Origin of the sequence: Hoeflea sp. Naph1 (assembly GCF_046837775.1) — a bacterium.
Taxonomy (GTDB): domain Bacteria; phylum Pseudomonadota; class Alphaproteobacteria; order Rhizobiales; family Rhizobiaceae; genus Hoeflea.
In genome coordinates this window covers 4,137,629-4,159,840 of the sequence record NZ_CP177286.1, presented here as the reverse complement: position 1 = coordinate 4,159,840, position 22,212 = coordinate 4,137,629, and the positions used below count along the sequence as shown (strand labels likewise).

Here is a 22,212-nt window from a genome sequence, read left to right as displayed (position 1 = left end):
AAGCCTTCGCCCGTATCAAACGGGCGGAGGCTGACTGTTCCGGCAATCGCCGGGTCACCGTGGAGGGGAGGGCGCCATGAGCGACCGGATCATAGGAGGCGTTGGTCTCCTGCTGGCAGCATTTTTCATCTGGCAAGCGACACTGATCAAGGAAAGCTTCATTTCCGATCCTGTCGGGCCAAAGATATTTCCGATCATCATCGGCCTGCTGGTCGGCATTTCCAGCCTGGCGATCCTGCTCAAGCCGGATGCCGAACCGGAGTGGCCGGATTTCAGCCGGCTGTTTGAGGTTGGTCTCACCGTGGTGGTGATGATTGCCTATGCCTATGCCCTGCCGATCGCCGGGTTCGTGGTCTCGACCGCGGTCGCAGCCGGCTATCTCTCCTGGCGGCTGGGGACACCGCCGATCAAGGCGGTGATCGCCGGGATCGTCATTTCGGTCGGTATCTTTGTCATTTTCAATCTCATTCTGGGCCTGTCGCTTGCGCGCGGCCCGTGGGGCTTTTGAGGTAGGGTCATGGATAGTCTTTACGCACTTGCACACGGGTTCTCGATCGCCCTCACATTCCAGAATCTCGGCCTGGCGCTGATCGGCTGTTTCCTCGGCACCATCATCGGTGCGCTGCCGGGGCTCGGGCCATCCAACGGGGTGGCAATCCTCATTCCGCTGGCGTTTACGCTGGGGCTGCCGGCAACTCCGGCGCTGATTCTGCTCACCAGCGTCTACTACGGCGCCATGTATGGTGGCCGCATCTCCTCGATCCTGCTCAACATCCCCGGTGACGAACCGGCTTTGATGACGACGCTCGATGGCTATCCGATGGCCAAGAAGGGCATGGCCGGTGAAGCGCTGGCGCTGTCGGGCCTTGCGTCGTTTGTCGGCGCGTTCTTCGCCACCTGGGGATTGGTTTTCCTGGCGCCGCAGCTGGTCAAGGTGGCGCTGCTGTTCGGTCCGGCGGAATACTTTGCGCTGTTCGCGCTGGCTTTCGCGACGCTGGGTGGCATCGCCAGTAAGAACCAGGCAAAGGCCGCACTGGCCGCCGGCCTCGGGCTCGGCATTGCCATGATCGGTGTCGATGGTCAGACCGGCGTGCCACGCTTTTCCTTTGGCGAAGTGCATCTGTATGACGGTATCGACTTCCTGGTGGCGATCGTCGGTCTGTTTGCGTTGTCGGAAGTATTCATCTTTCTCGAACACCGCGGCACTGCCAAGGCCACGGGCGATGCCTCCGGGGTCAAGCTCGGGCGCATAATCCCGCCCTGGTCGATGATCAAACAGACAGCGCCAACGATGGCGCGGTCGACCGTGCTCGGCTTCATTGCCGGCGTACTGCCGGGTGCCGGGGCCTCGCTCGGGTCATTCATCTCCTACTCAGTGGAAAAACGGCTGGTCGACAAGGACAAGACCTTTGGCACAGGCGATCCGCGTGGCGTGGCGGCCCCCGAGGCTGGTAACAATGCCGCGGCCGGCGGCGCGCTGGTGCCTATGCTGGCGCTCGGTGTGCCGGGGTCGGGCACGACTGCGGTGCTGCTGGCGATGCTGCTGGCGCTCAACATCACCCCCGGTCCGCTGCTCTTTACCGCCAACCCGGATGTGGTCTGGGGGCTGATCGCGGCCCTGTTCATCGGCAACTTCATGTTGTTGATCATGAACATTCCGATGGTCAGCCTTTTCGTGCGGGTGCTTTTGGTGCCGCCGCGCTATCTGATGCCGGCAGTGGCGATGATCTCGTTTGTCGGCATCTACGGCATTTCCGGCTCGACCTTCGATCTGATGGTGATGGTGTTCTTTGGCGTGCTCGGGTGGGTGCTGCGCAAGCTCGATGTGCCGCTGGTGCCTGTCATTCTGGGTGTGCTTCTGGGTAACCAGATGGAGGCCAATCTGAGACGGGCGATGACCATTTCGGACGGCGAGTGGAGCACGCTGGTAGCCTCGCCGTTGGCGATCGGGCTGTGGGCGTTCGCGTTCTTCGGCTTTATTCTGCCGATTGTCGCCGGACGGTTCTTCCGCTCCAAGCAGCCACGCACCGACAGCGACACAGATCCGGATTGATTGGGTGGTTTGCCGGTGGTGGCCCTTCTAGCATGGGGCGAACGGCGGCTGATTCCCTGCAACGGCCGCGTCGCGCCTGACCATCCCTCGGGAGATAATGACGAATGACACCGGGCTCCTGGCAGACCCCCTTCATCACGCTTGTGATCGCCGCAGCTGGCGCCGGGTTCACCTACGCGCTGTCATTCCCGGCGCCTTTCCTTACCGGTCCGGCGATGGCGGTGACGCTGGCCGGGCTCGTCGGGATCAGGACTGCGGCATTGCCGCAACGGCTGCGCGATCTGGTGTTCGTGGTCCTCGGCCTGTCAATCGGGCAGGGGGTGACGCCGGAAGTTCTTACCGCGATGAGGTCCTGGCCGTTGACCCTGGTGTCGTTGGCCGCAAGTCTGTTCGCCACCATTTTCCTGACCCGCGCGGCGCTGGTTCGGTTCTGGCAGATGGACCGGGCCACGGCCTTCCTGTCGTCATCACCGGGGCATCTGAGCTATGTACTGGGCCTCACCGAAGGGGTGAAGGCTGATCTGAAGACTGTCAGCATCGTCCAGTCGATGCGGGTGCTGGCGCTGACGCTTCTGGTTCCGGTCGTGATCAGCCTGACAGGCCAGATTCCGCAGCGGGTGACGGAACTGCCGGCTGAAACCGCGCTCCAATTGCTTGCCGGCATGATTGTCATCGCCTGGATTACAGGATTTGTTTTGCAGCGTCTCAAGCTGCCGGCGGCCTATCTGATCGGCGGCATGCTGGTTTCGATCGTGTTGCATGTGACCGGTCTGGTGCATGGCGTGATGTCGGCCTGGCTGGCGGCGATCGCCTTTGTTTCGCTTGGCGCACTGATCGGCTCGCGGTTTTCCGGCGTCACCCTGGCGCAGATGCGCAGCGCCTTCGGTGCCGGGATATTCGTGACCCTGCTGGGCGTGGCGATTGCGGGGTTTTTCGCTGTCATCGCGCACTGGGTGACCGGGATGGATCTGATCGCGGTGCTGATCGCCTTTGCGCCCGGTGGATTGGAAACCATGGCGGCGATGTCTGTCATACTCGGCATCGACCCGACTTTCGTGGCCACGCACCATATTGCGCGGCTGTTGATGCTGACCGTGATCGTCCCGGTTTTCGTGATCCGCAGCCAACGCAATTGAGCTGCGGCAAACCGCCTTTTGTTATGCTATGCCATTTTATTGTCAGTTCGCCTGCTTTATGTGGGAGAGGTCCGAAATGAAAATGCGGAGTGCATCGTGAGCGTCACCAAGGAAGACATCCTGGCCAAGCTGAAGATGGTGAAGGGACCGGATCTCGAAAGCAACATCGTTGATCTCGGGCTGGTGTCCGATATCTTCATTGCCGATGGCAAAGCCTATTTTTCGCTGACGGTTCCGGCCGCGCGCGCACAGGAACTCGAACCGTTGCGCGAGGCGGCCGAGCGTGCCGCCAAGACGGTTCCCGGGCTTTCAAGCGCGATGGTGGCGCTAACCGCTGCGCGTGAAGCTGGTGCTGCCGCGCCGGCGCAGCCGAGCCCACAACCCAAACCGCAACCGGCAGCCCCCAGTGCCACGGCTGCTGCACGCCTAAAAGGCCGCACCAAGACCGATGTACCGGGCATTGGCAAAATCATTGCTGTCGCCTCGGGCAAGGGCGGCGTCGGCAAATCAACCACCGCGGTCAATCTGGCGCTCGGACTGCAGGCGACAGGCATGCGGGTTGGTGTGCTCGACGCCGATATCTATGGCCCGTCGATGCCACGACTTCTGGGTATTTCCGGACGCCCGGAACAGCTTGAGGGGCGGTTGCTCAAGCCGATGGAGAACTACGGCCTCAAGGTGATGTCGATGGGCTTCCTGGTGGAGGAAGACACGCCGATGATCTGGCGCGGACCGATGGTAATCTCGGCGCTCAACCAGATGCTGCGTGAGGTCGCCTGGGGTGAACTCGACATGCTGGTGGTCGACATGCCGCCGGGCACCGGCGACGCGCAACTGACGATGGCGCAGAATGTGCCGCTGGCTGGTGCCGTGATCGTGTCGACACCGCAGGATCTGGCGCTGATCGATGCCCGCAAGGGGCTCAACATGTTTACCAAGGTGAATGTCCCGGTGCTGGGCATCGTCGAAAACATGAGCTATTTCGTCTGCCCCGATTGCGGAGGCCGGCACGACATTTTCGGCCATGGCGGCGCCCGCGAGGAAGCATCCCGGATCAATGTTCCATTTCTTGGCGAAGTGCCGCTGGCAATGTCGATCCGCGAAACCTCCGATGCCGGGATGCCGGTCGTGGCCACGGCGCCGGACGGACCGCACGCGAAAGCCTATCGTGACATCGCCGACAAGGTGCGGGCGCAGCTTGATGTGCTTTCGGGCGAGGGCGCCCGGACCATGCCGGAGATCGTTTTCGAATAGGCGCGGCTCAGGCGGGTTTGGCCAGATTGGCAAACAGCGCCAGCATGTCCTGATCGAGAGCGTCGTTTTGCGGCTCGTGTTGCGATGCCGTGCAGACAATCGCCGTATGGGTGTCGGGGTCGCAGTAGAGAAATTGGCCGTGAATGCCGGCTGCGAGAAAGGCGTTGGAGCCGTCGCCGCGTTGGTACCAGTTGCTGCGGTAGCGGCCGTTCTTCAGAAAATCCGCCTGGGTGCCGCGCGCCCAGGCATCCGGGTCTCCATTTGTGCGCATGTCGTCGATCCAGCGCCGGGAGATGATCTGGTTGTCTCCGGTCTTGCCGCCATCTAGCAGCATCTGACCCAGCGCCAGCAGGTCATGCGGACGCAGTGAGACGCCGCCGGCGGTGCGTGGTGCGCCCAGATTGTCGACCGTGACAAGCGCATCCGCGGATGCGCCGAGCGGCTGCCATAGAAGATCCGAGCAAAGATCTGTAAAGCGGGCTCCGGTGGCACGCTCGAGAACGATCCCCAGCATGTCGGAATTGGGTGACAGGTAGGCGTGGTCGCCACCATGAGGGCCGTCCGCCTTGCCGAGGCTGCAGAGCAGCGCCAGAATGCCATCCTCCTCGCTGCCATCCCCGGTTGGCGGGTTCCAGAGCATGGCGCGACGGTAGCGGGCATAATCCTGTTCGGAGAGGTAGGACTCATCAAAGTCCAGGCTGACGCGCATATCGAGCAGGTTGCGCACGGTGGCGTCGGCGTAGGCGCTACCCCCGGCCTCTGGCACCAGGTCTCCTACAGGGGTGCTGACATCGAGAATACCCCGGTCCTCGAGAATGCCAGCGACCAGCGCGGTAATGGATTTGGAGATCGAAAACACCAGATGCGGGTCAGATCGATCAACACCCGGCGCGTGCCATTCGCACACCATTTCACCGCCGCGTGAAAGCAATAAGCTGTCTGCCTGGGCGCGACCGAGCAAACCGGCGATGGTTTCATCAGCCCCGGGAAACGAAGGGGCGGCCAGCAGTTCGGGGTTGTCGACTGGTGCCGGCAGGCTGCGTGCATCCGCCGTTTTGATTCGAGCCGAACGGACCATTTCGGCAACGTTGCGGAACGACCAGAAACAATAAGGGCGGGTGCGCCAGTTGGCGAGCGAGATGGTATGGCGCGGAAAGCCGTTCAAGGCCTCAAAATCTGTGGTACTTGTCATGGGATGCCTCGTGCAGGAGCATTTCGATGAACGGTCGGGGAAAAACTTGATTGAAAGGGTTTTCTTTTTCTGGAAGCATTCTAAACTAGGGTGTCTTCCAATGGGAAGCGTAGCCTGATGTCTGGAGCAAGATCATGCGTTTGACACGCCAAACCAATTACGCAGTCCGCATATTGATGTATTGCGCCGCCAATGATGCTCCGTTGAGCCGCATCGGCGACATAGCCAAGGCGTATTCCGTATCTGAGCTGTTCTTGTTCAAGATCCTGCAGCCTCTGACCAAGGCCGGACTGGTGGAATCGGTGCGCGGCCGCAATGGCGGTGTCAGGCTGGGGCGGGCGGCGGACAAGATCACGCTTCTGGACGTGGTCAAGGTGACAGAAGAGAGCTTTGCCATGGCGGAGTGTTTCGAAAATGATGCAAGCGAATGCCCGTTGATTGATTCCTGCAGCCTGAATTCGGCGTTGCGCAAGGCTCTCGGTGCCTTTTTTGACGTGTTGGCGGGCTATTCGATCGAGGATCTGGTCAAATCGCGTCCATCGATCAACTTCCTGCTGGGGCTCGAAGAACAGCCGGCCGCGTAAACCGCAGTTACACCTCGATCCCGGCCTTGCGGCCTTCAAAAATGGCATAGGCCGCTTGCCGCGGCGCTGCACCATCACCGATCTCCCGATACTGCACGCAGCGTTCGCTTAATTCCAGCGCCAGTGTGTTTTCCGCATGGTTGGCGGTGGCAAACACCAGTGTTTCGGCTTCGATATCGGTCTCCTTGTCATCTATGAACGAGCGGATGGTTGCCGTTGTTCCGTTCCAGCGGATGATTGCGCTCTCAACCATGAATTTCACGCCGAGACCAGCCAGCGTCCGGCGCAGCGGGAAGTCGGCTGCGGTGCGTTGCAGTTCCTTGCCAACCAGCGGATCGGGCGTGACGATGGTGACCTGATGGCCGTCTTCGGCGAGCTTCCATGCGGTGCCGCAGCCTTTCCAGTTTCCGCCTTCGTCGAGCACGATCACGCGTTTGCCGGGCCGAACCTGGCGAGCCATGATTTCCTCGGTGGAGTGGACATTGCTATGGGCCAGACCGTCGAGTTCCGCCCTCTGCGGGATCGCCTTCTGAAAACCGGTTTCAGGCGGCAGTGACCCGGTTGCGAGGATGTTTTCGTCGGCCTGTTCGGCGATCAAATCGTCGGCTTCCATATAGGTGTTGAGCCGGACCTCGACGCCGAGCTTTCCTAATTGCCGCTCGTACCAGTCGATCAGATCGGTGACCTGGGCACGGCGCGGCTGCAACCCGGCCAGTCGGTAGGCGCCGCCGAGATGACTGGAGGCTTCCGTCAGAACCACCTTGTGCCCGCGTTCGCCGGCAACGCGGGCCGCTTCAAGCCCGGCCGGTCCGCCGCCTACCACCAGTACTGATTTCCGGATTTCTGCGGGCGTAAAACGGTCGCCGCCCCATTCGGCCTCCCGCCCGGTTGACGGGTTGACCACGCAGGATATCCAGTAGTCGCGCGAGCGCCGACCCCAGCACATCTGGTTGCACGAGAGGCAGCCGCGGATGTCGTCGGATCGACCATCGCGGGCCTTGTTGGCAAGGTGCGGATCGGCGATCTGTCCACGCACGATCGAGACCAGATCTGCCTGTCCCTCGCCAAGCACGGTTTCGGCGTTGTCGGGCGTGCGGATGTGGCTTTCGGCGGTGACCAGCGCATGTCTGACAACGCCCTTCAACGTTCCTGCCAGATCGACACCGAGCTTTTCGGGATAGAGGAAAGTAGGCATCAGCTTGTAGAAATCGAAATAACTGCCCGAGCCGCAGGTGACATAGTCGATCATCTGCTCGCGATCGTGACGTTCGATGATTTCGCTGATCGATTCGCGCTGCAGGGCGATCTCGACATCGGGTTCGTCGTTGACGGCCATGCCGATGATGAAATCGTCACCACAAATGGCGCGGATGCGGGTGACAATCTCGCGCGAAAACCGGGTGCGGTTTTCCAGACTACCGCCCCATTTGTCGTCGCGCCGGTTGGACCACGGCGTCCAGAACTGATCGACCAGACCATGATAGGCGGCCCAGACCTCGACGCCGTCAAAGCCTGCTCGATGGCAGCGCCGGGCGGCCTCGACAAACCCGGAGATGGTCTGCTCGATCTCGGCTTCGTTCATGGCATGCGAGCCGTCGCTGTCGTGGTAGCTCGGCATGCCCGAGGGTGACCAGGCTGGGTGGAAGGCATTGTCCTGATCGCCGTGACTGCCGATGTGGTAAAGTTGCTGGATGGCAACCGCGCCGTTTGATTTGATCGCCTCGGTCACCTGCCTGAAATGTGGAATCACCGCATCGTCGCTGTGGCGGAAATTGCCCCTGGTCAGTACCGCTGCGGGATGCACCGGCATCGGCTCGACCACCACCATGGCGGCGCCGCCGATGGCGCGCTCGGCATAATAGGCGGCAAGGCGTTCGGTCGGCAGGCCCTGGACGGCCATGTTGGTGGTGTGAGCGCCAAATACGATGCGGTTGCGCAAACTGTGGCCACGTAATGCCACCGGCGAAAACAACCTGCTGTAAGCCCGTCTGGTCATTGCATTCCTCCTGCGCTGCAGCCTTTTGCGCCGCGTCCCAACCTAACGCAGAATTGAGTTTGAGTTTTCCAAATTGCGTTGTCGGCTGTTCTTGCAACGGCATGTGCGACGAGCGGCCGATGCGAGAGCGTAATCTGTCTTCGTGTTTGCCGCTTCCCAACTAGCGGATCGTCATTTAAAACGATTAGAATTATGAGAACAGTGCGGCGCGCGAGTAGCCTCGCGGGTGATATCTGGAGCCTTGAATGAGCAATGATGAAAATTGGTGGCGCGATGCGGTGATCTACCAGATCTATCCGCGCTCGTTTCAGGACAGCAGCGGCGACGGTGTCGGCGATCTGCCCGGCATTACATCACGGCTCGACTATGTAGCCTCGCTCGGTGTCGATGCGATCTGGCTGTCGCCGGTGTTCACCTCGCCGATGGCCGACATGGGCTATGATGTATCCAACTACACCGACATTGATCCGCTGTTCGGTACGCTGGCGGATTTTGATGCGCTGGTTGCGCGCGCCCATGAGCTAGGGCTCAAGCTGATCATCGACCAGGTACTTAGCCACACGTCGTCTCAACATCCGTGGTTTGAAGAAAGCCGGGTCTCGCGCGACAATGCAAAATCGGACTGGTATGTCTGGGCCAATCCGAAACAGGACGGCTCGCCACCCAACAACTGGCCCTCGGTGTTCGGCGGATCGGCATGGAGCTGGGATTCACGGCGCCGGCAATATTATCTGCACAATTTTCTCGGCAGCCAGCCGGATCTGAATTTCCACAATGGCGAAGTTCAGGACGCACTGCTGGAGGTGATGCGGTTCTGGCTGGAGCGCGGTGTCGATGGATTCCGGCTCGATACCGTCAACTTCTATTTCCACGACCGGCAATTGCGCGACAACCCGCCGTGTCTCGATGAGGCGGCGCAGCATGCCGTCAATCCCTACGAGATGCAGGATCACCGCCACTCCAAGACCCAGCCGGAAAACATCGCTTTCCTGGAACGCATGCGCACGCTCACCGATGGCTACAGCGCGCGGATGATGGTCGGTGAGGTCGGCGAAAGCCTGCGGGCGATCGAGGTGATGGCGGAATACACTGCCGGAACAGAGCGGCTGCATATGGCCTATTCCTTCGACATGCTCGGCACGCCGTTCTCTGCGCAGCATTTCCGCTCGAAGATCGACGGGTTCTTTTCCGGCGCGCCAGATGGCTGGCCGTGCTGGAGCTTTTCCAACCACGACGTGATGCGTCATGTCAGCCGTTGGCGCGAGCATGGCCATTCTGACGACGCGATCGCCATCCAGGCGGCGGCGATGCTGTTGTCGTTTCCGGGCTCGATCTGTCTCTATCAGGGCGAGGAACTGGGACAGACCGAGACCGACATCGAGTTTCACGAATTGACCGACCCGCCGGGCATCACCTTCTGGCCGGACTACAAGGGCCGCGACGGCTGCCGCACGCCGATGGTCTGGTCGGCCCAGGCCGAGCATGGCGGGTTTTCCCAAGCAAAGCCGTGGCTGCCGGTCAAGGCGCCGCAGGCCGAGCGCAGCGTCGATCAGCAGGAGGGGCGGGACGATTCGGTGCTCGCCTTCTATCGGCCGATGATTGCGTTGCGGAAATCGCACAAGGCGCTGGCGGGCGGTGCTTACGGCTTTGTCGACCTGCCTGAACCGGTGCTCGGGCTATGGCGCGGTGAAGGGGCGGGTGCGTTGCTGTGCCTGTTCAACCTGTCGCCGCAGGAGCGGGTGCTGACGCTCGACGGAACGGCTGTCGTGCTTGAGCAAAGCCGCGCGGCCCATCTTGACGGCAGCGTCCTTGAACTGGGGCCCAACGGCTTCTGTCTGATTGCGGGAGACCGCGACCGGCTTACGGTTCGTGTGGTCTGAGGTCTGAAAAACGCTTCTACGGGTCGATGATCTCGAAGGCATCGACATCGATCATGCCGCGGTCGGAAATCTTCAGATGAGGGATTACCGGCAGCGGCAGGAACGCCAACTGCAGGAATGGCTCGTCGAGCGTGCCGCCGAGTGCCTTGGCTGCTTTGCGCAGTGGAATCAGCGTTTCGCGCACCCATTCATAGGGCTGGTCGCTCATCAGGCCGGCCACAGGCAGGGCGATTTCGGCGACCACCTTGCCGTTCTCGGCGACGACGAAGCCGCCGCGGATTTCGCTCAAGCGGTTGGCGGCCACAGCCATATCTGTCTCCGAGGCGCCGACCACGCAGATATTGTGGCTGTCATGGCCGACGGTGGAGGCAATGGCGCCGCGCTTGAGCCCAAACCCCTGAACAAAACCGGTGGCGATGTTGCCATTCTTGCCATGGCGTTCGATCACCGAGATTTTGAGGATATCGCGGCTCAGATCGACCTGCTTTTCGCCATTGTCGATGGCAAGGTGGAGATCGCGGCGTTCTGTAATGATCTTGCCGGGAACAATGCCGATCACCGGCGTTTCGCTGCGGTTCTTACGCACCGTGAACGATGTCGCCGTTACTTTTGGCGCGCGGACGCTGTCGGTGCCGACCAATGGGGTTTCGGCGCGGGCGGCAAACAGCGCGTCGGTGACGCGGCGGCCGGCGGAAAATACCATCTCGGCATTGCAATCTTCGAGGCTGTCGAGCACCACTAGGTCGGCGCGCCAGCCTGGCGCCACCAGCCCTCGGTCGCTCAGCCCGAAGGCGCGGGCGGCGGAAATCGAGGCGGCGCGGTAGATCGCCAGCGGCTCGACGCCATGGGCGATGGCGTGGCGGATCATGTAGTCGAGATGGCCGTGTTCGGCGATGTCGAGCGGATTGCGGTCGTCGGTGCAGAGCGCCAGGAAGGGTGAGTTGCGCTCGGTGATGATCGGGATCAGCGCATTGAGATCGCGAGAGACAGAGCCTTCGCGCACCAGAATATGCATGCCCTTGGACATTTTCTCGAGCGCTTCTTCAGCGGTGGTGGATTCGTGCTCGGTGCGGATGCCGGCGGCGAGGTAGCCGTTCAGGCCCAGTCCGCGCAACAAGGGCGCGTGGCCGTCAATATGGCCGCCCTGAAAAGCCTCGAGCTTGGCCATGCAGGCCGGATCCTTGGCGAGCACGCCGGGAAAATTCATGAACTCGGCGAGGCCGATCACCTGTGGGTGGTCGCGGAACGGCAGCAGGTCCTCGATATCAAGCCGGGCGCCGGCGGTCTCGAGATGGGTGGCTGGCACACAGCTTGAGAGCTGGACACGGATGTCCATGATGGTCTGGACCGCGCAATCGAGGAAATAGCGGATGCCTTTTGCGCCGATCACGTTGGCGATTTCATGCGGATCGCAGATCGCCGTGGTGATGCCGCGCGGCAGCACGCAGCGGTCAAATTCATGCGGGGTAACGAGCGAGCTCTCGATGTGCAGATGGGTGTCGATGAAACCGGGCACGACGATCTTGCCGGAAATGTCGATTTCCTCGACACCGGAATAGGTTTCCAGCGTGCCGACGATGCGGTCGCCGCAGATGGCGATGTCGCCCTCGCGCAGGGTGCCTGTGGTCAGGTCGAACAGTCTTCCACCCTTCAGGACGATGTCGGCGGGCACCTTGCCTGCGCCCTGATCGATCTTCATGCCGAGTGTGCTCATGTCCGTGGACCTTTCAAGCTATTCCAAAATGCAAACCGGCCGGCTGTGAAGCCGGCCGGGTCAGTATCACGCCAGTGGCATGATTACATCTTCATCTTGTCGGTGACCACCGAAGTCCAGGCGCCTTCCGGCTCCTTGGTGATGATCTTCTGATCGAGCAGCGCCTTGGCGGTACGCTCATAGGCTTCCGGAATGAGCTTGGCATCCGGCTCACCGATCAGCTTGGCGACTTCGCCCATCATGCGCTTCTGGTGGTTTTCGTCCTGGCCGCCATTGTCGATGATAATGGCTGCGGCTTCATCGGGATGGGCAGTGGCATAGGCCCAGCCCTTCATCGATGCTTCCACGAAACGGACCATCTTGTCGACATAGGCCGGATCCTCGAGGTTTTCCTCAAGCGTGTACAGGCCGTCTTCCAACAGGTCGTTGCCCATTTCCGTGTAGTTGAAAACGATCAGGTCTTCCGGCTTGTAGCCGGCGTCCATCAGCTGCCAGTACTCGTTGTAGGTCATGACCGAGATGCAGTCTGCCTGCTTCTGGATCAACGGCTGCACGTCAAAGCTCTGCTTGAGAACGGTGACGCCATCCTCGCCGCCTTCGGTGGACAGGCCGAGCTTGTTCATCCAGGCGTAGAACGGATATTCATTGCCGTAGAACCAGACACCCAGGGTGTGGCCCTTGAAATCGTCCACGGTCTGGATCGGACCGTCAGCCGGGCAGACCAGTTCCATGCCAGCCTTCTTGTAGGGCTGGGCAATATTGACCAGGCCGACGCCCTTTTCGCGGGCAGCAAGCGCGCCGCCCATCCAGTCGACGATCACGTCGGCACCACCGCCGGCAATCACCTGTTCGGGGGCAATGTCTGGGCCGCCGGGCTTGATTTCGACGTCGAGGCCGGCTTCTTCATAAAAACCCTTGTCCTGGGCAACGTAGTAGCCTGCAAACTGTGCCTGGGCGACCCACTTGAGCTGCAGCGTCACCTGATCAGCGGCACTCGCCGCTCCTGCCATCAGTGTCACGGCGAGAGCCATTGTAATTCCGATAGTCTTTTTCATTTATGTTCTCCTCTGGTTAAGGCCCCGGTCCATCACCTGCGATAGCTCGGATGCCAAAATGTGACGGCGCGCTCGAGAAGTGCGAGCGCCCCATAGAACAGTGACCCGACAACGGCCGCAAGCGCGATTTCGGCCCAGACCATGTCGAGATTCATTCGACCGACTTCGGTCGAAATACGAAAGCCCATACCGACCACCGGCGTGCCGAAAAACTCGGCGACGATGGCGCCAATCAACGCCAGCGTGGAGTTGATCTTGAGGGCGTTGAAGATGAACGGCATGGCCGCCGGCAGCCGCAGCTTGAACAGCGATTGCCAGCGGGTTGAGGCATAGGTTCGCATCAGGTCGCGTTCCATTTCCCCGGCACTGGCAAGGCCGGCGATGGTGTTGACCAGCATCGGGAAGAAAGTCATGACCACGACCACGGCGGCCTTGGACTGCCAGTCGAAACCGAACCAGATGACCATGACCGGAGCGACACCGATCATAGGCAGTGCCGAGGCCATGTTGCCGACCGGCAGCAGGCCGTTAGCGAGGAACCGGTAGCGGTCGGCGAGAATGGCGACGATGAACCCGGTCAGCGACCCGACAATGTAGCCGAACAGCACCGCCTTGAGGACGGTCTGGTTGAAGTCCGCCATCAGGATCGACGTCGAGGTGGTGACCCTGACTGCGATGGCTGACGGCGGTGGCAGCAGCACGAAGGGTATGCCGGTGCCGCGGACGATGGCTTCCCAGAGGATCAGCACCCAGATGCCGAACAGGGTGGGCACCAGCAGCGAACTCAGCGTGCCGAGATTGCGGCCATCGCCGGACAGCACCGTCACCAGCCGCCAGCCCAGCAGCCACGCCGCGGTGAGTCCCGCGAAATAGCCGGCATTGGCAGTACCTGTTGCGTCCGTCAGGCCACCGATCAGCCAGGCTGCAGCACCGAGGCTTGAGACCACCAGAATGGCGATTTCGAGCATGGCGCCAAGCCGCAGCATCGAACCGATCGCGCCAAGCAACAACAGGGCGATGATGAGATAGGACGACGATCCAGTCATTGTCGCCGTGAATGGCACGGCCGTCAGGCTGTAGAGCGTTGCGAGCAGGGACAGAAGCGCCTGCCAGTTGGGTCGGAACAGGGTCATGGGGTTTTTGCTCCCATCCGAATGCTGACAATCCGGCCGATAACATCAACGGCGGTGACCAGCAATATGGCGACAACCGAACCGGCGATAAGGGCGGCGAACACATCGATCGTCTGGCTGTAATAGGAGCCGGCCAGCAGTTTGGAGCCGATGCCGGCAACCGCGCCGGTCGGCAATTCACCGACAATGGCGCCGATCAGGCTGGCGGCAACGGCGACTTTCATCGACGCGAAGAAGAACGGCATCGAGGCCGGTAGCCGCAGTTTCCAAAGGGTCTGCATCGGTGTGGCCGAGTAGGTCCGCATCATGTCGAGATGCAGCACGTCGGGTGAGCGCAGGCCTTTGACCATCCCGACGGCCACCGGGAAAAACGACAGATAGGTCGAGATCAGCGCCTTGGGCAAAAGCCCGGTGATGCCGATCGATGACATCAGCACGATGATCATCGGCGCAACCGCAATGATGGGGATTGTCTGCGAGGTGATGATCCAGGGCAGGAACGAGCGGTCGAGCGCCGGGATATGGACGATGCCGATGGCGATCGCCACGCCAAGTGCGGTGCCCATGGCGAAGCCGAGCAACGTCGCCGACAGCGTGATCCATGAATGGTAGATCAGAGAGCGCTTTGACCAGGGTTTGACCATCAGCGTGTTCTTCCAGAGATTTGTCGCCACCTGATGCGGCGCCGGAAGGGTTGGTTTCGGCTGGGTCATGGTCTTGACCAGGAATTCAGCAGTGGTCGAGGTCACGCCGGCACGGCGGTCGAGATCGCGCTGGAACGGCGCGTTCATGGGCACAACGAAGGCATACCAGATCGCAACGATGGCGAGCAGGATCGTTCCCACCGGGATCAGTTTTTGCTTGATGAATCCGTCGTCGCTCATGTTGCGCCTCCGGGCCAGCGCATCAGTAGCGTCGGAATGCCTTCGTCGGTGGCGTCGTCGCGTCCGGACGGGTCTTCGGAAAAGCCCTCGCGCCGGTAAAATTTCAAAGCCTCAAGATTGGTTTCGAACACGGTCAGGCTCAGACCCTGCGGATGCTCGGACTTGGCCGTATCGAGCAGCGCCTTGCCAAGCCCCAGACCGCGCGCGTCAGCGCGGAGATAGAGCGCGGGAACAAAGCCGTCGTCAGGAAACATGGAGAGGAAACCCAGGATCTCGTCGTCCTGTTCAGCGACGAATACACGGCGTGCCTTGAGCAGGTCCGGCGTGAACAGGGCTTCGACAGCCTGATGATCAAGCGCCCGCGGCAGCCATTCGGTGGCATCGATATAATCGTTGAGGATCGCCGCGCATTCGGGCAGATCGCAGGTTTCCGCCATTCGGATAAAAGGCACTGATGGCGATTGGCGAAGCGCACTACTCATCATAGCTGTGCCCCGCGCGCAGACCTTCGCGGACCCGGTGAGCGATTTCCAAGAATTCCGGCGTTTCGCGGATATCGAGCGGCCGGTCATCGCCGAGATTGCAATCGATGATTTCGTGAATCCGGCCCGGGCGCGGGCTCATCACCACGATCTTGGTCGACAGGAACACGGCCTCGGGAATCGAGTGGGTGACAAACACAACGGTTTTCTTGGTCTTGGCCCAGAGCTTGAGAAGCTGTTCGTTGAGGTGGTCGCGGACAATCTCGTCGAGCGCACCGAACGGCTCATCCATCAAAAGCATATGCGGTTCGACGGCGAGCGCCCGGGCGATCGAGGCCCGCTGCTGCATGCCGCCCGAGAGCTGCCAGGGGAATTTCTGTTCAAACCCGGTCAGGTTGACCAGTTCCATATTGGCGGCAATGCGGGCGTCGCGGGTGGCTCTGTCGAGCCCCATCACTTCCAGCGGCAGCGCGATATTGTTCTTGATGGTGCGCCAGGGAAACAGCGCCGCCTGTTGGAACACATAGCCATAGGCCCGCGCCAGCCGCGCCTCTTCGGGCGTCATGCCATTGACCGTCACCGTCCCGCCGGTCGGCTGCTCGAGATCGGCAATGACCCTGAGCAGTGTGGTCTTGCCGCAGCCCGACGGGCCGATCAACGAGACGAATTCGCCCTCGGCGATGTCGAAGGTGATGTCCTTGAGCGCGTGCACAGGCCCGTCATTGGTCTGGAAGGTTAGGTCCAGATTTTGGGCAGTAATGACAGTTTCATTCATCAGTTGCTGCTTTTTGTTTCATTGTGTTCCCCAGTCTTTTTGTTTTGTCAGCCTGAGCTTGCCCGGTCCTGAAAACCGAGCAAGTTCCGTGCCATTACACCCCGGTTGCAGGGATGCCTTTGCGTTCGACCTTGCGCGGCGAGGAGACTTCCTTCCAGGTCGACAGCGCCTTGTTGGTGGCGGTAACCGGCTTACGGGCGACGAATTCGCCGTGGCCTTCCTGCGGCTTGACCTCGCCATCGTCAATGGCGACCCGACCACGGGTCAGGGTGTAGCGCGGCAGGCCCTTGACCTGCTTGCCTTCAAAGACGTTGTAATCGATCGCCGACTGCTGTGTCTTGGCCGAAATGGTCTTGGACTTTTCCGGATCCCAGACCACCAGGTCGGCATCGGCGCCAACCAGCACCGCACCCTTCTTCGGATAGGTATTGAGGATCTTGGCAATGTTGGTCGAGGTAACGGCAACAAATTCGTTCATGGTCAGCCGGCCGGTGGCAACCCCATAGGTCCAGAGCATCGGCATGCGGTCTTCAAGCCCACCCGTGCCGTTGGGGATCTTTGTGAAGTCGCCGACGCCGTAGCGCTTCTGTTCGGTCGAGAAGGCGCAATGGTCGGTGGCAACCACCTGCAGCGATCCGGCAGAGAGCCCGGCCCAGAGTGAATCCTGATGCATCTTGTTGCGGAATGGCGGGCTCATCACCCGGCGTGCGGCATGGTCCCAATCGGGGTTGGCGTATTCGCTCTCGTCAAGTGTCAGGTGCTGGATCAGCGGCTCGCCCCAGACTCGCATGCCCTTCTGGCGGGCGCGGCGGATGGCTTCGTGGCTTTGCTCGCAGGATGTGTGCACCACGTAGAGCGGCGTGCCGGCCATGTCGGCGATCATGATGGCGCGGTTGGTGGCTTCGCCCTCGACTTCCGCTGGCCGCGAATAAGCGTGCGCTTCAGGGCCGTTGTTGCCTTCGGCCAGCAGCTTTGCCTGCAGCTGCGCGACAACGTCGCCGTTTTCGGCATGAACCATGGCGATGCCGCCCAGTTCGCCAACGCGGCTGAACGAGGAGTACATCTCGTCATCATCGACCATCAGCGCGCCCTTGTAGGCCATGAAATGCTTGAAGGTGGTGATGCCCTTTTCCTTGACGACCGTTTCCATCTCGTTGAACACCTGCTCGCCCCACCAGGTGATCGCCATGTGGAAGGAATAGTCGCAATGAGCGCGGGTCGATTTGTTGTCCCACATGGTCAGTGCTTCCAAGAGCGACTGACCCGGCGCGGGCAGGGCGAAATCGATCACCATGGTGGTTCCGCCGGCGAGTGCTGCGCGGGTGCCGCTTTCGAAATCATCGGTCGAATAGGTGCCCATGAACGGCATTTCGAGATGGGTATGCGGGTCGATACCGCCGGGCATGACGTAGCAACCGGTGGCGTCAAGCGACTTGTCGCCGACCAAATTGGGGCCGATGGCGGTGATGACGCCGCCCTCGATCATCACGTCTGCCTTGTAGGTCAGATCGGCGGTGACAATGGTGCCGTTCTTGATGACGGTGGTGCTCATGGTGCACGTCCTTTTGCTGTTCCAAATTTTGTGTTGTTAAACCGTCTTGGCGCGGTCTTTTCAAACGATAATGCGTGTCAGTCGGCATAGCCGGGGTTCTCGCGGTCGAGAACCTGTTTCATTTCCTCGAAATGCGAGAACTCGGCGTCCTTGTAGACGTCCCATTCCTGCGCGACGGTTTCAGCCATCTCGTCACTCATCACATTGAGCGGCTGGCCAGTCGAGTAGGCCAGCACCATGGTCCGCGCGGCGCGCTCGAGATGGTACATGGCGTCAAAGGCTTCGGCCACCGTGGGGGCAACCGTGGTGACGCCATGATTGGCCATCATGACGCTGGAATGGTTGCCGATCGAGGCGGCGATGCGCTCGCCCTCGGCTTCCTCGGTGGCGATGCCGCCAAATTCCATGTCGATGGCGAGCCGGTTGAAGAACCGTGCAGTGACCTGATCGAGCGGCTTGATCGAGGGATCTTTCAGTGTCGCCAGCGTGGTTGCGTAAGGCGGGTGCAGATGCAGCGCCACGCGGGCATGTGGCACACGGCGGTGAATGGCTGAATGGATTGACCAGGCTGATGGATCGGGCGCATCGGGCCGGTTCATCGTCTCGGGATCATCGGCATCGATGAGAAGCAGTTCACTGGCCTTGGCGCGGGAGAAGTGTTTCCAGCGCGGATTCATCAGGAACTGTTTGCCGTCAGGCGAGACGGCGGCAGAGAAGTGATTGGCAACGCCTTCGTGCCAGTCGTAATAGGCCGCCAATCGAAGCGCGGCTGCAAGGTCTATGCGAAGTTGGCTATCGTCAGTGCTCTCAAGAGGCACGACTTTGGCTGATGTGTTCATTGGTTAATCCACGACCCCGGCTGTTTCGACAACTGCATGCATCAGCACTTCGGCACCGGCGGCGGCCCATTCTTTGGAAATGTCCTCGGCCTCGTTGTGCGACAGCCCGTCGACGCAGGGGCACATGACCATGGCGGTCGGCGCCACGCGGTTGACCCAGCAGGCGTCGTGGCCGGCGCCGGAAATGATGTCCATGTGCGAGTAGCCCAGCCGCTCGGCGGCGTCGCGCACAGCCTTGACGCAGGTCGGGTCGAATTCCGGCGGGTCGAACTGGCCGACGATCTCGGCTTCGAAGCCGACACCAATCGCATCGCAGAGTTTCGGCGCCTCAGCCATCAGCCGATCGACCATGCCGTTCATGCGGTCGAGTTCATGGCTGCGGAAATCGACGGTGAAGACCACCTTGCCGGGGATGATGTTGCGCGAATTGGGGTAGACATCAATGTGGCCGATGGCGCCCACCGCGTTGGGGGCATTGTCCATGGCGATCTGGTGCACCAGTTCGGTGATCTGGGCGAGCCCGCGCCCGGCATTCTTGCGCATCGGCATCGGGGTCGAGCCGGTATGGCTTTCCTTGCCGGTGACCGTGCACTGGATCCAGCGCAGCCCCTGGCCGTGGGTAACCACGCCGATGTCCTTTTTCTGGGCCTCGAGAATCGGCCCCTGCTCGATGTGCAGCTCGAAAAACGCATGCATCTTGCGGGCACCGACTTCCTCGTCGCCCTTCCAGCCGATGCGTTCGAGCTCGTCGCCGAAGCGTTTGCCCTTGGCGTCGGTCCGGTCGTAGGCCCAGTCCTGTTCGATCACGCCGGCGAAAACACCGGACGCCAGCATTGCCGGGGCAAAGCGGGTGCCTTCCTCGTTGGTCCAGTTGACCACCACGATCGGGTGCCTGGTCTTGATGTCGAGATCATTGAGCGTGCGGACCAGTTCCAGGCCGCCGAGCACGCCGAGTACGCCGTCATACTTGCCGCCGGTGGGCTGGGTGTCGAGGTGGGAACCGACATAGACCGGCAGCGCATCCGGGTCGGTTCCGGGACGGGTCATGAACATGTTGCCCATGGTGTCGACGGCCATCGTGAGCCCGGCCTCTTCGCACCAGCGCTGAAACAGCTTGCGGCCCTCGCCATCCTCGTCGGTCAGGGTCTGGCGGTTGTTGCCGCCGGCGATACCGGGCCCGATCTTGGCCATGTCCATGAGTGAATCCCACAGCCGGTCGGCGTTGATCCTCAAATTTGCTGCGGGTACGGACATGCTCGTCTCCTTGAATCAGTTTTGTCTGTCGTGCGGCCCCGGTTCCCGTCGAGGCCGCCATGGGCGCATTGCTAGCTCGGGAAATTGAACACGGCGCTGGTCTTGATGGCTTTGGGCCAACGCGAGGTAAAGGTTTTGAGGCGTGTAAAGAGCCGCACGCCTTTCAGCTCGTCGCCACTGGCGTTCTCGGTGATCTGCATGATCAGTCGATCCCTTCGAGCACTTTGCGCACTTTGTCGAACAGCTCGTCAATCTGGTCCTTGGAGATGATCAACGGCGGTGACAGCGCGATGATGTCGCCGGTGGTGCGGATCAACAATCCGTCTTCATAGGCCTTGAGGAAGGCGCTGAAGGCGCGTTTTGTCGGCTCGCCGGCAATTGGTTCGAGCTCAATGGCGCCGATCAGGCCGGTGTTGCGGATGTCGATGACATGCGGGCAATCCTTGAGCGAATGCAGTTGCTCTTCCCAGTAGGGCGCGATCTCGGAGGCGCGGGTGAGCAGGCTTTCTTCCTTGTAGGTGTCGAGCGTTGCTAGTGCCGCGGCCGAGGCGATCGGGTTGCCCGAATAGGTATAGCCGTGCATGAACTCGATCATGTGCTCCGGGCCCTGCATGAAGGCATCGTGGATCTCGGAAGTGACGAACACCGCGCCCATCGGAATGACGCCATTTGTCAATCCCTTGGCGGTGGTGATGATGTCGGGCATGACATCGTAATGCTGGGCTGCAAACGGTGAGCCGAGGCGGCCGAAACCGGTGATGACTTCATCGAAAATCAGCAGGATGCCGTGCTTGGTGCAGATCTCGCGCAGCTTCTTGAGGTAGCCCTTCGGCGGGATCAGCACGCCGGTGGAGCCTGCTACCGGTTCGACAATGACGGCAGCAATGGTGGAAGCGTCATGCAGCGTGACGATGCGTTCCAATTCGGACGCGATGTCGCCGCCATGTTCGGGCTGACCCTTGGTAAAGGCGTTCTGGCCCGGCAGGTGGGTGTGCGGCATATGATCGACGCCGGTCAGCAGCGTGCCGAACATCTTGCGGTTGGAAACGATGCCGCCAACCGAGATGCCTCCGAAATTGACGCCGTGGTAGCCGCGTTCACGGCCGATCAAGCGACTGCGGGCGCCTTCGCCTTTGGTGCGGTGATAGGCCAGCGCCACCTTCAGCGCCGTTTCCACCGATTCCGATCCGGAATTGGTAAACAGCACGTGGTTCATGCCTTCGGGTGCGATGTCGACCAGCCGGTTGGCCAGTTCGAATGCCTTCGGATGGCCCATCTGGAACGCCGGCGCATAATCAAGTTCGCCTGCCTGCTGGCGAATCGCCTCGGTAATCTTCGGGCGGCAGTGGCCGGCGTTGACGCACCACAGGCCGGCGGTGCCGTCGAGAATCTGGCGTCCGTCGGAGGAGGTGAAATGCATGTCCTTGGCGGCAACCATCATGCGCGGGTTCTGCTTGAACTGGCGGTTGGCGGTAAACGGCATCCAGAACGCGCGAAGATCGTTTGGGGTGGTGTTGAGCCGGTTTGACATGGCTGAGGCGCCTCCTGACGCATGGTGTTCCCGATCGATCAATCAATAGGCAATTCGAAGGCTTGGTCTTGGAAGCCAAGCTGTGATACGAATTTCTTGACTGTTTGATAAAACTCTAACAGCGCCAACCATTCGGTCAAGGCCAATTCGGCGTTGTTCGCCCCAGTTTGGAAGTCATGGATGGGTATCGGCGAGAGAGAACAGGGAACGCAGGACTTGAAAGCACGGGCGACGGAGACCCAGCGCAAGACGCGCATTCAGATGGAAAACGAGGAACGGATCCTCGACGCTGCCCTTGAAGTGTTTTCTGCCCATGGTTTTCGCGGCGCCACCATCGACCAGATTGCCGAGCATGCCGGCATGTCCAAACCCAATCTTCTGTATTATTTCCGACGCAAGCAGGACATGTACGAGGCGCTGATTGCGCGCTTGCTGGACACTTGGCTCGAGCCCTTGCGATCGCTGGACGCGGTTGGAGATCCGTTGCCGGAGCTTCGCTGCTACATTCGCCGCAAGCTGGAGATGGCGCGTGATTTCCCGCGTGAAAGCCGGCTGTTCGCAAACGAGATCCTGCAGGGCGCACCGCGCATCAAGCAGCTTCTGGTGAGCGAGCTCAAGCCGCTGGTCGATGAAAAGGCCGAGGTGCTTTCGGGCTGGATGGCGGAGGGCAAGATCAACCCGGTTGATCCGCGCCACCTGATCTTCTCGATCTGGTCGACCACCCAGCATTACGCCGATTTCGACGTCCAGGTGCAGGTGGTGTTAGGCCCCGATCTTGGCGCCGAAGGCCGTTTCGAGGATGCGGCGCGCTATCTCGAGACACTGTTTCTCGATGGCCTCAGCCCCAAGCCTTCTGAGACGGCAAAGCCGCGTATCCGCAAATTGTAACTGCCTGATT

20 protein-coding genes are annotated in these 22,212 nt (G+C 60.9%); 7 read left to right on the top strand and 13 right to left on the bottom strand.

Annotated elements, in window-relative coordinates; all coding sequences use genetic code 11:
- The first annotated feature begins 76 nt into the window (after positions 1–76).
- The 4 genes from ACK6D9_RS20015 (at position 77) to apbC (ending at position 4,443) form a co-directional block, all read left to right on the top strand.
- Positions 77–508: a tripartite tricarboxylate transporter TctB family protein gene (locus ACK6D9_RS20015; RefSeq protein ID WP_412049847.1), complete on the top strand. Its 432-nt coding sequence runs from the start codon at positions 77–79 to the stop codon at positions 506–508.
- Between the two features lie 9 nt (positions 509–517).
- The gene (locus ACK6D9_RS20010) at positions 518–2,053 is read left to right on the top strand and encodes a tripartite tricarboxylate transporter permease (protein ID WP_412049846.1); all 1,536 of its coding nucleotides are present in this window, start codon (positions 518–520) and stop codon (positions 2,051–2,053) included.
- Between the two features lie 104 nt (positions 2,054–2,157).
- Positions 2,158–3,189, top strand: coding sequence for an AbrB family transcriptional regulator (locus ACK6D9_RS20005; RefSeq protein ID WP_412049845.1), 1,032 nt, complete (start codon positions 2,158–2,160; stop codon positions 3,187–3,189).
- A gap of 93 nt (positions 3,190–3,282) precedes the next feature.
- Positions 3,283–4,443: an iron-sulfur cluster carrier protein ApbC gene (apbC, locus tag ACK6D9_RS20000; protein ID WP_412051855.1), complete on the top strand. Its 1,161-nt coding sequence runs from the start codon at positions 3,283–3,285 to the stop codon at positions 4,441–4,443.
- A gap of 7 nt (positions 4,444–4,450) precedes the next feature.
- On the opposite strand, the gene ACK6D9_RS19995 is transcribed toward apbC, so the two are convergent.
- Entirely contained in the window at positions 4,451–5,635 is a 1,185-nt protein-coding gene (locus ACK6D9_RS19995) for a serine hydrolase domain-containing protein (RefSeq protein WP_412049844.1), read from the bottom strand.
- Between the two features lie 134 nt (positions 5,636–5,769).
- Here ACK6D9_RS19995 and rirA point away from each other — a divergent pair, with 134 nt between their 5' ends.
- A complete protein-coding gene (gene rirA, locus ACK6D9_RS19990) occupies positions 5,770–6,219 on the top strand; it encodes an iron-responsive transcriptional regulator RirA (RefSeq protein WP_322990539.1) in 450 nt (149 codons plus the stop codon).
- A gap of 7 nt (positions 6,220–6,226) precedes the next feature.
- Here rirA and ACK6D9_RS19985 read toward each other — a convergent pair whose 3' ends face one another.
- The gene (locus ACK6D9_RS19985) at positions 6,227–8,215 is read right to left on the bottom strand and encodes an FAD-dependent oxidoreductase (RefSeq protein WP_412049843.1); all 1,989 of its coding nucleotides are present in this window, start codon (positions 8,213–8,215) and stop codon (positions 6,227–6,229) included.
- A gap of 245 nt (positions 8,216–8,460) precedes the next feature.
- Here ACK6D9_RS19985 and ACK6D9_RS19980 point away from each other — a divergent pair, with 245 nt between their 5' ends.
- Complete coding sequence (locus tag ACK6D9_RS19980) at positions 8,461–10,095, top strand: alpha-amylase family glycosyl hydrolase (RefSeq protein ID WP_412049842.1); 1,635 nt, start codon at positions 8,461–8,463, stop codon at positions 10,093–10,095.
- A gap of 16 nt (positions 10,096–10,111) precedes the next feature.
- Here the strand turns inward: ACK6D9_RS19980 and ade are convergent, their stop codons facing one another.
- The 11 genes from ade to ACK6D9_RS19925 form a co-directional block, all read right to left on the bottom strand.
- A complete protein-coding gene (gene ade, locus ACK6D9_RS19975; RefSeq protein ID WP_412049841.1) occupies positions 10,112–11,809 on the bottom strand; it encodes an adenine deaminase in 1,698 nt (565 codons plus the stop codon).
- Positions 11,810–11,892: 83 nt separating this feature from the next.
- Positions 11,893–12,864: an ABC transporter substrate-binding protein gene (locus ACK6D9_RS19970; protein WP_322988582.1), complete on the bottom strand. Its 972-nt coding sequence runs from the start codon at positions 12,862–12,864 to the stop codon at positions 11,893–11,895.
- A 32-nt stretch (positions 12,865–12,896) separates the two neighbouring features.
- Positions 12,897–13,997 (bottom strand): ABC transporter permease, encoded by a 1,101-nt coding sequence (locus ACK6D9_RS19965; RefSeq protein WP_322988581.1) that lies wholly within the window; start codon positions 13,995–13,997, stop codon positions 12,897–12,899.
- Positions 13,994–14,881: an ABC transporter permease gene (locus tag ACK6D9_RS19960; protein ID WP_322988580.1), complete on the bottom strand. Its 888-nt coding sequence runs from the start codon at positions 14,879–14,881 to the stop codon at positions 13,994–13,996. The genes ACK6D9_RS19965 and ACK6D9_RS19960 overlap by 4 nt, the downstream gene beginning before the upstream one ends.
- Positions 14,878–15,318, bottom strand: a complete 441-nt coding sequence (locus ACK6D9_RS19955) for an N-acetyltransferase family protein (protein ID WP_412049840.1) — start codon at positions 15,316–15,318, stop codon at positions 14,878–14,880. The genes ACK6D9_RS19960 and ACK6D9_RS19955 overlap by 4 nt, the downstream gene beginning before the upstream one ends.
- A gap of 37 nt (positions 15,319–15,355) precedes the next feature.
- Positions 15,356–16,138: an ABC transporter ATP-binding protein gene (locus ACK6D9_RS19950; protein ID WP_412049839.1), complete on the bottom strand. Its 783-nt coding sequence runs from the start codon at positions 16,136–16,138 to the stop codon at positions 15,356–15,358.
- A 94-nt stretch (positions 16,139–16,232) separates the two neighbouring features.
- Complete coding sequence (gene hydA, locus ACK6D9_RS19945; protein ID WP_412049838.1) at positions 16,233–17,690, bottom strand: dihydropyrimidinase; 1,458 nt, start codon at positions 17,688–17,690, stop codon at positions 16,233–16,235.
- A 77-nt stretch (positions 17,691–17,767) separates the two neighbouring features.
- A complete protein-coding gene (locus tag ACK6D9_RS19940) occupies positions 17,768–18,529 on the bottom strand; it encodes a class II aldolase/adducin family protein (RefSeq protein ID WP_412049837.1) in 762 nt (253 codons plus the stop codon).
- 3 nt (positions 18,530–18,532) lie between these two features.
- Entirely contained in the window at positions 18,533–19,783 is a 1,251-nt protein-coding gene (locus ACK6D9_RS19935; protein ID WP_412049836.1) for a Zn-dependent hydrolase, read from the bottom strand.
- 71 nt (positions 19,784–19,854) lie between these two features.
- Positions 19,855–19,983, bottom strand: a complete 129-nt coding sequence (locus ACK6D9_RS19930) for a hypothetical protein (protein ID WP_412049835.1) — start codon at positions 19,981–19,983, stop codon at positions 19,855–19,857.
- Between the two features lie 2 nt (positions 19,984–19,985).
- Positions 19,986–21,314: an aspartate aminotransferase family protein gene (locus tag ACK6D9_RS19925; protein WP_412049834.1), complete on the bottom strand. Its 1,329-nt coding sequence runs from the start codon at positions 21,312–21,314 to the stop codon at positions 19,986–19,988.
- Between the two features lie 261 nt (positions 21,315–21,575).
- Here ACK6D9_RS19925 and ACK6D9_RS19920 point away from each other — a divergent pair, with 261 nt between their 5' ends.
- Positions 21,576–22,202: a TetR family transcriptional regulator C-terminal domain-containing protein gene (locus tag ACK6D9_RS19920; RefSeq protein WP_412051854.1), complete on the top strand. Its 627-nt coding sequence runs from the start codon at positions 21,576–21,578 to the stop codon at positions 22,200–22,202.
- Positions 22,203–22,212: the final 10 nt, after the last annotated feature.

Excerpts from the sequence above, each read along its gene's own strand:
- ACK6D9_RS19970 (WP_322988582.1), bottom strand. The coding sequence starts at position 12,864 with ATGAAAAAGACTATCGGAATTACAATGGCTCTCGCCGTGACACTGATG.
- ACK6D9_RS20010 (WP_412049846.1), top strand. The coding sequence starts at position 518 with ATGGATAGTCTTTACGCACTTGCACACGGGTTCTCGATCGCCCTCACA.
- ACK6D9_RS20015 (WP_412049847.1), top strand. The coding sequence starts at position 77 with ATGAGCGACCGGATCATAGGAGGCGTTGGTCTCCTGCTGGCAGCATTT.
- ACK6D9_RS19995 (WP_412049844.1), bottom strand. The coding sequence starts at position 5,635 with ATGACAAGTACCACAGATTTTGAGGCCTTGAACGGCTTTCCGCGCCAT.
- ACK6D9_RS20005 (WP_412049845.1), top strand. The coding sequence starts at position 2,158 with ATGACACCGGGCTCCTGGCAGACCCCCTTCATCACGCTTGTGATCGCC.
- ACK6D9_RS19940 (WP_412049837.1), bottom strand. The coding sequence starts at position 18,529 with ATGAACACATCAGCCAAAGTCGTGCCTCTTGAGAGCACTGACGATAGC.
- ACK6D9_RS19950 (WP_412049839.1), bottom strand. The coding sequence starts at position 16,138 with ATGAATGAAACTGTCATTACTGCCCAAAATCTGGACCTAACCTTCCAG.
- ACK6D9_RS19920 (WP_412051854.1), top strand. The coding sequence starts at position 21,576 with ATGGAAAACGAGGAACGGATCCTCGACGCTGCCCTTGAAGTGTTTTCT.
- ACK6D9_RS19935 (WP_412049836.1), bottom strand. The coding sequence starts at position 19,783 with ATGTCCGTACCCGCAGCAAATTTGAGGATCAACGCCGACCGGCTGTGG.
- ACK6D9_RS19925 (WP_412049834.1), bottom strand. The coding sequence starts at position 21,314 with ATGTCAAACCGGCTCAACACCACCCCAAACGATCTTCGCGCGTTCTGG.
- hydA (WP_412049838.1), bottom strand. The coding sequence starts at position 17,690 with ATGAGCACCACCGTCATCAAGAACGGCACCATTGTCACCGCCGATCTG.
- ACK6D9_RS19985 (WP_412049843.1), bottom strand. The coding sequence starts at position 8,215 with ATGACCAGACGGGCTTACAGCAGGTTGTTTTCGCCGGTGGCATTACGT.
- rirA (WP_322990539.1), top strand. The coding sequence starts at position 5,770 with ATGCGTTTGACACGCCAAACCAATTACGCAGTCCGCATATTGATGTAT.
- ACK6D9_RS19965 (WP_322988581.1), bottom strand. The coding sequence starts at position 13,997 with ATGACCCTGTTCCGACCCAACTGGCAGGCGCTTCTGTCCCTGCTCGCA.
- ade (WP_412049841.1), bottom strand. The coding sequence starts at position 11,809 with ATGAGCACACTCGGCATGAAGATCGATCAGGGCGCAGGCAAGGTGCCC.
- ACK6D9_RS19980 (WP_412049842.1), top strand. The coding sequence starts at position 8,461 with ATGAGCAATGATGAAAATTGGTGGCGCGATGCGGTGATCTACCAGATC.
- ACK6D9_RS19955 (WP_412049840.1), bottom strand. The coding sequence starts at position 15,318 with ATGGCGGAAACCTGCGATCTGCCCGAATGCGCGGCGATCCTCAACGAT.
- ACK6D9_RS19930 (WP_412049835.1), bottom strand. The coding sequence starts at position 19,983 with ATGCAGATCACCGAGAACGCCAGTGGCGACGAGCTGAAAGGCGTGCGG.
- ACK6D9_RS19960 (WP_322988580.1), bottom strand. The coding sequence starts at position 14,881 with ATGAGCGACGACGGATTCATCAAGCAAAAACTGATCCCGGTGGGAACG.